Here is a 12,059-nt window from a genome sequence, read left to right on the forward strand (position 1 = left end):
TCCCGTGCGGCGCCCGCGCCCCGGACGGCGGCACCGCGCAACGCGCGAGCCGCGGACGTCACCGGATCCGCGGCGCCCGGGAGCCTGACGGGAGATCCACCCGCATGCTCGAGCCCACCGAACCGACTGAGCCCAACGAGCCCACTGAGCCCAACGAGCCCACTGAGCCTCTCAGCGGGTCCGACCACGACACTCCCAGCGACACGCTGCCGCCGCGCCGTCGCCGTCGCGCCGCCTCCCGGCCCGCGGGACCGCCCTCGGCCAACGCCGAAGGCGCCGCCGCGGCAGGGACCACGGCACCGGCCGTACCGGGCGGCGACTCCGCCGACCGCACGGCGGAAGCGGCACCGGAGACCGACGGGACGACGGACACCGCAGCGGAGATCGAGGCGGCGGAGGCGGCGATGACCGCCGAGACCGCCACCGCCGATCCCGCCACCCCGGGTCCCGACGAGACGTCCGTGGAGGCGCCGGCCGCCGAGGCCGCGTCCGCCCCGCGTGCGCGTCGCCGTGCCACGCGCCGGGCGTCCGCCCCCGCGGGCGCACCGCAGGCCACCGAGCCGGCGGACGCCGCCGCGGCGGCGGGTGACCAGGCCGCCGAGGCCCCCGCACCCGTTGAGGCCGCTGCGCCGGTCGAGGCGGAGGCCGCGCCTGCTCCGCGTGCGCGTCGCCGTGCGACGCGCCGTGCCACCGCGCCCACCGGTGCGCCCCAGACCGCTGATGCCGCTGATGCCGCTGGTGCCGACGCCGGTGCCGCTCCGGTGGCCGACGAGGCATCCGCGCCTGCCGAGGTCGCTGCCGTACCGGTTGTGGAGGTGCGGTCCGAGACGGCTGACGCGCCGGTCGAGGCGGAGGCCGCGCCCGCTCCGCGTGCGCGTCGCCGTGCCACGCGCCGTGCCACCGCGCCCACCGGTGCGCCCCAGACCGCTGATGCCGCTGGTGCCGACGCCGGTGCCGCTCCGGTGGCCGACGAGGCATCCGCGCCTGCCGAGGTCGCTGCCGTACCGGTTGTGGAGGTGCGGTCCGAGACGGCTGACGCGCCGGTCGAGGCGGAGGCCGCGCCTGCTCCGCGTGCGCGTCGCCGTGCGACGCGCCGTGCCACCGCGCCCACCGGTGCGCCCCAGACCGCTGATGCCGCTGATGCCGCTGGTGCCGACGCCGGTGCCGCTCCGGTGGCCGACGAGGCATCCGCGCCTGCCGAGGTCGCTGCCGTACCGGTTGTGGAGGTGCGGTCCGAGACGGCTGACGCGCCGGTCGAGGCGGAGGCCGCGCCTGCTCCGCGTGCGCGTCGCCGTGCGACGCGCCGTGCCACCGCGCCCACCGGTGCGCCCCAGACCGCTGATGCCGCTGATGCCGCTGGTGCCGACGCCGGTGCCGCTCCGGTGGCCGACGAGGCATCCGCGCCTGCCGAGGTCGCTGCCGTACCGGTTGTGGAGGTGCGGTCCGAGACGGCTGACGCGCCGGTCGAGGCGGAGGCCGCGCCTGCTCCGCGTGCGCGTCGCCGTGCGACGCGCCGTGCCACCGCGCCCACCGGTGCGCCCCAGACCGCTGATGCCGCTGATGCCGCTGGTGCCGACGCCGGTGCCGCTCCGGTGGCCGACGAGGCATCCGCGCCTGCCGAGGTCGCTGCCGTACCGGTTGTGGAGGTGCGGTCCGAGACGGCTGACGCGCCGGTCGAGGCGGAGGCCGCGCCCGCTCCGCGTGCGCGTCGCCGTGCCACACGCCGCGCCACCGCGCCCACCGGTACGCCCCGGACGGAGGCAGAGACGGGAACGGAGGCGGGAACGGAAGCGGAAGCCGTGAGCCCGCAGGAGCAGGAGGCGTCCGCCCAGCCGGCTCGCCGTGCCACCCGGTCGAGGGCCGCTCGTGCCCAGGACCCCTCCGCGGCCGAGCCCGCCGGGGCAGAGGTCCGCGACGAGCGCGGAGAGGCCCCCGCGGCCCCCGCGGCCCTTACCGGGAACGACCGGTCCGCCGAGGCCGGGGCACCCGCCGACGCCGAGGACGCCGCCCCGCGCCGCGCCCGCCGCCGGGCCACCCGCAAGGCCGCCGGAGGCTTCTCCGCGCCCGCGCCGCGCAGGACCGCCGGGGAGGAGTCGGCCCGGCGCCCCGCACGCCCCGCCGTCGCCGTCTTCCAGGCGCCGGTCTTCACCGAGCCGATGTTCCAGACCCCGGAGCGCGCAGCGGCCGCCGCCGCTGCCGAGGAGATCGAGCAGATCGAGGAGATCGACGAGGTCGCGGAGCCGGTCCAGGAGGCCGCCCCCGTGGTCGTCGAGGAGGAGACCGGCGGTTCGCGCCGTCGCCGCCGCAGGAAGGCCGAGGAGCCCGCCGCACCGGCGGAGCGGACCCCCGTGGAGCGTGCCCCCGAGGTGGCGGTGCCCGCCGACGAGGAACTGCCCGAGGAGGAGCCGGCGGAGTCCGCCGAGGACGCCGCCGACGGTGACGACGGCGAGGAGACCGGTTCGCGCCGCCGTCGCCGCCGTGGTGGCCGTCGCCGCCGCCGGGGCGAGTCCGCCGACGACGAGTTCGCCACGGAGCAGACGGACCCCGCCGAGCAGGCCGCCGTGCCCGCCGTGCCTGCCGAGGACACGGTGGACGCGACGGACGCCGAGGACACCGCCGAGCAGTCCGGGCGGACCGAGGAGGACGCCGCGGACGCGGACGACGAGCACGAGGAGGCCGGCGGCTCCAGCAGCAGCCGTCGCCGCCGTCGCCGTCGCCGTCGCGCCGGTGACTCCTCCGGCGAGGCCGAGACCGGGACCGGCGAGAGCGACCCCGAGCGCACGGTCGTCAAGGTCCGCGAGCCCCGCAAGAAGGACGAGCGGCCGTACGACAGCTCGGACGAGGTGCAGTCCATCAAGGGCTCGACCCGTCTGGAGGCCAAGAAGCAGCGCCGCCGTGAAGGCCGCGAGCAGGGCCGCCGCCGTGTCCCGATCATCACCGAGGCCGAGTTCCTGGCCCGCCGTGAGGCCGTCGAGCGGGTGATGGTCGTCCGCCAGAGCGGCGAGCGTACGCAGATCGGTGTCCTGGAGGACGACGTGCTCGTGGAGCACTACGTCAACAAGGAGCAGGCGACCTCGTACGTCGGCAACGTCTACCTGGGCAAGGTCCAGAACGTGCTGCCGTCGATGGAGGCCGCCTTCATCGACATCGGCAAGGGCCGCAACGCCGTGCTGTACGCCGGTGAGGTCAACTTCGAGGCGCTGGGCATGGCCAACGGCCCCCGGCGCATCGAGAGCGCCCTGAAGTCCGGCCAGTCGGTCCTCGTCCAGGTGACGAAGGACCCGATCGGCCACAAGGGCGCCCGTCTGACGAGCCAGGTCTCGCTGCCCGGCCGCTACCTGGTCTACGTGCCCGAGGGCTCGATGACCGGCATCAGCCGCAAGCTGCCCGACACCGAGCGGGCGCGTCTGAAGACCATCCTCAAGAAGATCGTCCCCGAGGACGCGGGCGTCATCGTGCGCACCGCCGCCGAGGGCGCGAGCGAGGACGAGCTGCGCCGTGACGTCGAGCGGCTCCAGGCGCAGTGGGAGGACATCCAGAAGAAGGCGAAGAGCGGCGGCAGCTCGAACGCGCCGACGCTGCTGTACGGCGAGCCGGACATGACCGTCCGTGTCGTGCGCGACATCTTCAACGAGGACTTCTCCAAGGTCATCGTCAGCGGCGACGAGGCGTGGGACACCATCCACGGGTACGTCTCGTACGTCGCGCCCGACCTGGCGAACCGGCTGTCGAGGTGGACCTCCGAGGTCGACGTCTTCGCCTCGTACCGGATCGACGAGCAGCTCGCCAAGGCGCTGGACCGCAAGGTCTGGCTGCCGAGCGGCGGTTCGCTGGTCATCGACAAGACCGAAGCGATGATCGTGGTCGACGTCAACACCGGCAAGTTCACCGGCCAGGGCGGCAACCTGGAGGAGACGGTCACCAGGAACAACCTGGAGGCGGCCGAGGAGATCGTGCGCCAGCTGCGGCTGCGCGACCTCGGCGGGATCGTCGTCATCGACTTCATCGACATGGTCCTGGAGTCCAACCGGGACCTGGTGCTGCGGCGCCTCCTGGAGTGCCTGGGTCGCGACCGTACGAAGCACCAGGTGGCCGAGGTCACCTCGCTGGGCCTCGTCCAGATGACCCGCAAGCGGGTCGGCCAGGGCCTGCTGGAGTCGTTCTCGGAGACCTGCGTCCACTGCAACGGCCGCGGTGTGATCGTGCACATGGAGCAGCCGGCCTCCGCGGGAGGCGGCGGCAAGCGCAAGAAGCGCGGTCGCGGCGGTGCCGAGCAGACCCACGAGCACGACCACACGCACGAGCACGAGCAGGAGCCGGAGACGGAGACGGCCGCGACGGGCGAGCCGGTCGAGACGGCCGCCGAGCCGGTCGCGTTGCCCGAGCCGCCCGTGGCGGAGTCGCGCACGGACGCCTTCGTGCCGGACGAGGAGCTCTACAGCAGCGCCGCCGAGGCGGAGGCCGCGGCCACGCGTGGCGGTCGTTCGCGCCGCCGGGCGAGCCGGCGCGCGTCCGCTCCGGCGGGTGCGCCGCGGTCCGAGTCCCGCAGGTCCGAGCGCCGGAACGAGGTTCCGACCGCGCAGTCCGTGACTCCGGAGGAGGAGGCCGCGCGTCCCGTGCGGCAGGAGCAGGCCGAGGCCGCCCAGGCCGTGCCCGCCGCGGCCGAGGACCCGGTGGTCGAGGCTCCGGCCGCCACCGAGGCTCCGGCCGCCACGGACGCTCCGGCCGCCACTGAAGCACCGGCGGTCACCGAGGCATCGACGGCAACGGAAGCCCCCGCCGTGGACGACGCCGCCCCCAAGGGACGTACGCGCCGTCGGGCGACCCGCAAGGTGTCCGCGCCCGCCGGTTCGCCCAAGGCGGCCGAGGACGCCGTGGTGACGGTCACCGAGCCGGTCGCCGCGCCTGCCGCATCCGTCGAGCCCACGGCGGAGCCGGTCGCCGAGGCCGCCCCCGCGGCGGAGCAGCCGGTCGCCGACAGCGCGGCCCCGGCCCGTCCGAGGCGTCGGGCGGTCCGCAAGGCCACCGCGCCGACCTCGTCCGCGGACACCGCCGTCGTGGTCGTCCCGTCCTCGTCCCCGGGGGCCCCGTCCCCGGTCGCCGAGGCACCGGCCGAGACCCCCGCGGTATCGGAGCCGACACCGGAGGCACCGGAGGCATCGGAGGCACCGGAGCCTTCCGGTGAGGGCGAGGAGGCCCCCGCCAAGAAGACGGCGGCCCGCAAGACGGCGAAGAAGGCGACCGCCAAGACGGCGACCGCGAAGAAGACGACGGCGAAGAAGACCGCCGCGAAGAAGACGACGACGGCGGCCAAGAAGACGGCCGCCAAGAAGACCACGGCCAAGAAGACGGCGAAGACCGCCAAGACGGCCGCGAAGTCGACGTCGAAGAAGACCGCGGCGGCGGAACAGCAGACGCCGTCCGGCGTCACGGCCTCCACCGAGGAGGACTGAGGGCTCCGCGGGCCTCGCTCCCGACGCCCCCTGACCGGCTGGATGACAGCCGGTCAGGGGGCGTCGTCGTCACCCGTACGGCTGAAGCAGTTGTTGGAACTGCTGTTCAGTGGATCTGTTCTGACATATTTTCACCCGTTTTAACGGGTGTCACGAACCCCGCCTCCCCCTTCTGCCTCTTGGAGCACGTTCACTTACCTGTAAAACTCATGCGGTCATCGGTATGCACACACAGTGAGCGTCGGGGAGACGCTCGCACGTGGCGTACGTGTCACACGTGGCATACGTGTCACACGTGTCAGGGGAGGGATCGCATGACGTGCGTGCGCCTGACGGGCACCGGGCGGCACCGTGCCGTGAAGCCGGTCAAGGGCGGGCGCCAGGCCGTCGCGCTGGCGGCGGTGCTGTCCGCGGCGGGCGTCCAGACCGTCACGTCGGCGGGTGCGGCGGAGGCCGCCGGCGATCCGACGTGGATCGAAGGCCCGATCTTCAACGATCCGCTCGGCACCGCCGACCGGCAGACCGCGATCCGTACGCGGCTGATCGGGCTGACGAACTCCGCGCTCCCCGGCTCCACGATCAAGGTCGCGGTCTACCACCTCTGGGAGACCGGCGTCGTCAACGCCCTCGTCGCCGCCAAGGACCGCGGGGTGGACGTGCAGGTGCTGCTCGACGAGTCCAGTGTCAGCGACCGCCCGGCCAACGCCGCGTACGGGATGCTCTCCTCGGGCCTCGGCACGGACCGCACGCGGGGCTCGTACGTCGCGACCTGTCCGGCGAACAGGTCGTGCCTCGGCGACCCGAAGTTCGGGCAGTCGATCATGCACAACAAGTTCTGGCTGTTCTCCGCGGTCCAGGGCGCCACGAACGTGGTCGTCGAGACCACCGCGAACTCCACGCCGTCCGCGCACACGCGCTTCTTCAACGACGCGCTGCTGCTGCCGGACAACCCGACGATGTACGACGCGTACGCGGACTACTTCGACACGATGGTCGCGCGGGACCGGGAGTCCTGGAGCTACCGCTCGGTGAGCAACGGCCTCCACAAGGCGTACTTCTTCCCGCGGGCGGGCACCTCGCGGGCCACCGACACGGTGTACTCGATCCTCGACAACGTCACCTGCACGTACGAGGACACCGAGGGCGTCACCCGGTCGACCGAGGTCAGGGTGGCGATCTTCAAGATCACGCGGCTGGTCATCGCGGAGAAGCTGGTCGACCTGAAGAAGGCGGGCTGCTCGGTGAGCATCGTCTACGCCGAGTCGGACAGTGCCAGGAGCAGCGGCGGCACCAAGGGCACCTGGGAGAAGATGCACACTCCTGGAGGCCCGGCCGTACGCTGCTACAACGACGACCGGGACCCGCTGAACCCCGGCCGGAAACTGGCGACGCCGTACATCGTCCACTCCAAGTACATCCTCGTCGACGGCATGTACGGCGGTGTGAGGAACAAGGTCGGCTTCACCGGCTCCGGCAACTACACGGGCCCCGCGCTGCGCGAGAACGACGAGTCGATCGTGAAGGTCGACGACGACGCCGTGCACGACATGTACCGGGTCCACTTCGACCGGATGACCAAGGTCGCCCACCCGGGCACCGAGGACGCCACCGACCTGTGCACGGGCGTGAAGCCGCTGCCCGCGGACGGTGAGCCGACCTAGCCCGTACGGCCCGTAGAGCCAGGACGGCGCTCAGGGCCTGGTTTGACCCCCACGTCGGGGCCCCGTAGCCTTGACCCTCGGCGTGTTCGCTGAACATGCCACATTCCCGTAAACCTCTTCCTCCCGGTGGCTCGCACCCCGGGAGAGGCCGTCTGCTTCCTCCGGCGGCTGGACTGCGGGGATTCCATTTCGAGCGAGAGAGAGACCCGCGTGTACGCCATCGTGCGCAGCGGTGGTCGCCAGCACAAGGTTGCTGTCGGCGACATCGTTGAGGTTGACAAGATTTCCACTGCCAAGGTCGGCGACACGGTCGAGCTCTCGACCCTGCTCGTTGTCGACGGCGACGCCGTGACCAGCGACCCCTGGGTGCTGGACGGCATCAAGGTCCAGGCCGAGGTCGTGGACCACCACAAGGGCGTCAAGATCGACATCCTTCGCTACAAGAACAAGACCGGCTACCGCCGTCGTCAGGGCCACCGCCAGCAGTACACGGCGATCAAGGTCACTGAGATCCCCGCGGCTGCGAAGTAAGGGACTGAGGAGAGATGGCACACAAGAAGGGCGCATCGTCCACCCGGAACGGTCGCGACTCCAATGCTCAGCGGCTCGGCGTGAAGCGCTTCGGCGGTCAGGTCGTCAACGCCGGTGAGATCCTGGTCCGCCAGCGTGGCACCCACTTCCACCCCGGCGCGAGCGTCGGCCGTGGCAAGGACGACACGCTGTTCGCGCTGGCCGCCGGCGCGGTCGAGTTCGGCACGCACCGCGGCCGCAAGGTCGTGAACATCGTTCCGGTCGCCTGACCGGATCCTTCGCGAGGCGGACCTCACTTCCCGTTCGGGAAGCGGGTCCGCCTTTCGCGTGTTTCACCTCAAGCGTGATCCTTTGAGTGTGATCTTTGAGCGTGATGTTTTCCCCGAGTAGTGACCGCCGGGCGGCGCCGACCGCGCGCACGGTGATCATCGATGAGAGTCTTTCCGTACGTAACTGGAGGCACATTCCATGACCACCTTCGTGGACCGCGTCGAGCTGCACGTCGCCGCGGGTAGCGGAGGTCACGGCTGTGCCTCCGTCCACCGGGAGAAGTTCAAGCCCCTCGGTGGCCCGGACGGCGGCAACGGCGGCCGTGGCGGTGACGTGATCCTGGTCGTCGACCAGTCCGTCACCACGCTCCTCGACTACCACCACTCCCCGCACCGCAAGGCCACCAGCGGCCGGCCCGGCGAGGGCGGCAACCGCTCCGGCAAGGACGGCCAGGACCTGGTCCTGCCCGTGCCGGACGGCACGGTCGTCCTGGACAAGGCCGGGAACGTGCTCGCGGACCTCGTGGGCCAGGGCACGACGTACGTGGCCGCGGAGGGCGGCCGGGGCGGCCTCGGCAACGCGGCGCTGGCGTCCGCGCGCCGCAAGGCGCCCGGCTTCGCGCTCCTGGGTGTCCCCGGTGGCGCCCAGGACATCGTCCTGGAGCTCAAGACCGTCGCGGACGTGGCGCTGGTCGGCTATCCCAGCGCGGGCAAGTCCTCGCTGATCTCGGTCCTGTCGGCCGCGAAGCCGAAGATCGCCGACTACCCCTTCACCACGCTCGTCCCCAACCTCGGCGTGGTGACGGCCGGCTCGACCGTCTACACCATCGCCGACGTGCCCGGACTGATTCCGGGGGCCAGCCAGGGCAAGGGCCTGGGACTGGAGTTCCTGCGGCACGTGGAGCGCTGCGAGGTGCTGGTCCACGTCCTCGACACCGCGACCCTGGAGTCGGACCGCGACCCCGTCTCCGACCTCGATGTCATCGAGGAGGAGCTGAGGAGCTACGGCGGCGGCCTCGACCGCCGGCCGCGGCTGGTCGTGCTGAACAAGACCGACGTACCCGACGGCAAGGACCTGGCCGAGATGGTCCGCCCCGACCTGGAGGCACGCGGCTACCAGGTCTTCGCGATCTCGGCGGTGGCCCACATCGGGCTCAAGGAGCTCTCCTTCGCACTGGCCGACCTGGTCGCCAAGGCGCGTGCGGCGAAGCCGAAGGAGGAGGCGACGCGGATCGTCATCCGGCCGAAGGCCGTCGACGACGCCGGCTTCACGGTGGAGCGGGAGGAGGACGGCCTCTACCGCGTGCGCGGTGAGAAGCCGGAGCGCTGGGTGCGCCAGACCGACTTCAGCAACGACGAGGCCGTCGGCTACCTCGCCGACCGGCTGGCCCGTCTCGGGGTCGAGGACTCGCTGATGAAGGCGGGGGCGCGGTCGGGCGACGGGGTCGCGATCGGACCCGAGGAGAACGCGGTCGTCTTCGACTGGGAGCCGACGGTGATGGCGGGGGCGGAGATGCTCGGGCGCCGTGGTGAGGACCACCGCTTCGAGGCACCGCGCCCGGCGGCGCAGCGGCGCCGCGACCGGCAGGCGGAGCGGGACGAGGCGGACCAGGAGTTCGACGACTTCAACCCGTTCTAGCCGGGCCCACCCCTGAAGGGTGCCCCTTCAGGGCCGCGGGGAACTGCGCGACCTGGGGGCACCTCCCGGCCGAAGGCCGGGAGACCATGACACACCCGCGGCGACACACCCGCAGCCGCGCACGCACCGGCGGTACTGCGGTACCGCAGTACCGCAGTACTTCAAGGGTGAGGGGCCCGGAGTCACAGACTCCGGGCCCCTCACCCTCTTCGGGCCACCGCGGTGGCGGCTACGCGCTGACCGCGTCCTCCGCCTCGTTCGGGTCCTGCGCCGTCTCCTCCGCCGCGTCCTCCTTCGCGGACCGCTGCAGGGGAATCTCCGCGGCCAGCCGCGACTCCATCCGCCCCCGCCGCTCGTCGGCCTTCGCGCACAGCGCGTCGACCGCCGCGTTGAAGCGGACCATCGACGGCGGGTCGGACGGACCCAGCAGGTGCTCCTTCAGCGCGGCACGGGCCGCCGTGAAGGTGTCCTTCTCAGGACGGCGCACCGACTCCAGGAGCGCCGGAACACCCTCCGCCCCGGGGGTGAGGACGACCCCGGCGGACACGGTCGGGAACCCGGTGCGGAACGCCGCCTCGGTCATCCCCGACGTGTTGGCCACCGCGTACGGCTTCTCGCTCGACAGCCAGTCGGAGACGACCGACGAGACATCGCTGATCAGCAGGTCCGCCTGGTTGAAGCAGGCGAAGATGGCCGGCCGCGCCTCCGTGACGATCTGGTGCTCCCACTCGGGGAAGGACGCCCAGTACGCCTTCTCCCAGGCCAGCGTGGCCTCGGTGATGGCGGCCTCGCGGTCGCCCCGGGGCGTGCCCTGGAGCAGCATCCGCTCCAGCTCGTCGGCGCTCTTGCGGAAGGCCGTGGAGGTGAGCCTGTCCAGCTCGGCCGTGCGGCGCGCGAGTTCCGCGGCGGCAGCGGCGTCGGGGCGGGCGCCCGACCGCCCGGTGTTGGCCTCGCGGATCATCGCCTTGATGCGTTCGTCCGCGGCGCCCGCACGCGGGTCGACGGAACCGGTCATCGGGTGCGGCTTGTAGAGGAGCCGCACACCGTCGTCGGCCAGCAGCCGCCGCACGATGTTCTCACCGGCCAGCACCACCGACGTGTTGCCGGGGTTGCCGTCCCAGCCCTCCCAGGTGGGGGCGTACAGCACGGTCGTGAACGCGCCCGTCGGCGCTCCCGAGTAGGGGCGGATCGGCGCGAGCTGGGGCCGGCCGACCTCGACGACGTCCTTGTCCTCGACGCCGACCTCGGCGAGCGCGTACCGCTCGCGCGCCGCGGGACCGGCCACCCACACCTCGTCGTACGCCTTCGCGTACGGGTTGCAGGAGGAGAGCTTGTCGCTCTCGCCGTGGTTGATGAAGGCGTGCTTGACGGTGGGGATGCGCAGCACCTGCGAGGTCTTCGCGGCGTTGGCCGGGTGCAGCATCATCTTCAGCGTCGAGTTCTCCAGCGAGAACATCGTCGACACCTTGGGGAAGCAGATCACCGGCACGTCGGTGGCGTCGATCTTCTGCACCATGAAGCGCTCGCGCAGCACGATCAGCGGTTTCGCGTCGACCGCGGAGAGGGTGGAGAGCCACATGTTCGCCTGGTAGGCGGAGGTCGTGCCGCCGGAGAAGTACATGGCCACGGTCGGGCGGTAGTCGGCCAGCCACGCGTCGAGCCACTCCATGACCTTCTGCTCGCCCAGGGCGCGCTTCCCCGGCAGCAGCCAGGTGGCGAGGTACACCGTGCCGCCGCAGATCAGGGCGAGGGAGATCCCGAGGCCGACGGCACCGGACAGGACGTCCTCGGTGGCCGCGGTGGCCAGCAGACCGGCCGTGGCCGGGACGGAGAAGGTGAGCAGCCGGTGGTTGGGACGGCGGGCCAGGATGCGCGGCGGCGCGGCGGACAGGCGCAGCGCGGACGCGTCGATGTTCCGGGTGACGACCGGCAGCGTACGGCTGCGGCGGACCATGATCGCGGCGCCCTGGCAGGCGAAGTGCAGGGCGTAGAAGAGGCACAGCCCGATCAGCAGCGGGGCCTGCTCGCGCGTCGGGCTGATGCCGTCGATCCGCAGGAGGCCCACCAGGACCAGCATGTCGCGCAGCAGCTGCCGGACCGTGGCGTCGAAGCGGACCTTGCCGAGCAACGAGAGCAGCCCTGGGTCCCGGTACTGCAGGTACACGTCGAGGGCGAGGCCCGCAGCGGTCGCGGCGATGAACACCGGGACGTTCGGCAGCAGAGCGGAGACGATCTGGGCCGTGAAGAGCGCGAACATCGCGAGCAGTGCGGACAGCAGCGCGACGCGGCGGGTGGCGGGTCCGGCGGAGGGCACGGAATGGGCTCCTGCGAGGGGTGCGGCGGATGGGGGAAGCGCGGGGGTCGGACCTCGCCGTACCTCCCTGGGGCTCGTACGGGAGAGGCCGATCCCTGACCGTATGACCTCTGCGGGTCGCCTAGCAATCTTGGGTGAGAACTATCACCGGATATGGGTTTAAAACCACGAAGCCCGGTGGGACTTGACCTC

Annotated in this window: 6 protein-coding genes; 5 read left to right on the top strand and 1 reads right to left on the bottom strand. The window is 72.2% G+C overall.

The window, feature by feature from the left end:
• Positions 1-104 precede the first annotated feature (104 nt).
• The 5 genes from KM933_RS15615 to obgE all read left to right on the top strand — a co-directional run bounded on the left by KM933_RS15615 (position 105) and on the right by obgE (position 9,553).
• On the top strand, positions 105-5,453 hold the full coding sequence (locus KM933_RS15615) for an Rne/Rng family ribonuclease (RefSeq protein WP_221352518.1): 5,349 nt from the start codon (positions 105-107) through the stop codon (positions 5,451-5,453).
• A 314-nt stretch (positions 5,454-5,767) separates the two neighbouring features.
• Entirely contained in the window at positions 5,768-7,114 is a 1,347-nt protein-coding gene (locus KM933_RS15620; RefSeq protein ID WP_221352520.1) for a phospholipase D-like domain-containing protein, read from the top strand.
• Between the two features lie 210 nt (positions 7,115-7,324).
• Complete coding sequence (rplU, locus tag KM933_RS15625; protein ID WP_149513635.1) at positions 7,325-7,645, top strand: 50S ribosomal protein L21; 321 nt, start codon at positions 7,325-7,327, stop codon at positions 7,643-7,645.
• A gap of 14 nt (positions 7,646-7,659) precedes the next feature.
• Positions 7,660-7,914: a 50S ribosomal protein L27 gene (gene rpmA / locus KM933_RS15630; protein WP_006374707.1), complete on the top strand. Its 255-nt coding sequence runs from the start codon at positions 7,660-7,662 to the stop codon at positions 7,912-7,914.
• Between the two features lie 199 nt (positions 7,915-8,113).
• A complete protein-coding gene (gene obgE / locus KM933_RS15635) occupies positions 8,114-9,553 on the top strand; it encodes a GTPase ObgE (RefSeq protein ID WP_221352522.1) in 1,440 nt (479 codons plus the stop codon).
• Between the two features lie 229 nt (positions 9,554-9,782).
• Here obgE and KM933_RS15640 read toward each other — a convergent pair whose 3' ends face one another.
• Positions 9,783-11,867: a hypothetical protein gene (locus KM933_RS15640; protein WP_221352524.1), complete on the bottom strand. Its 2,085-nt coding sequence runs from the start codon at positions 11,865-11,867 to the stop codon at positions 9,783-9,785.
• Positions 11,868-12,059 lie beyond the last annotated feature (192 nt).

Source organism: Streptomyces beigongshangae (genome assembly GCF_019710745.1).
Classification (GTDB): Bacteria; Actinomycetota; Actinomycetes; order Streptomycetales; family Streptomycetaceae; genus Streptomyces; species Streptomyces beigongshangae.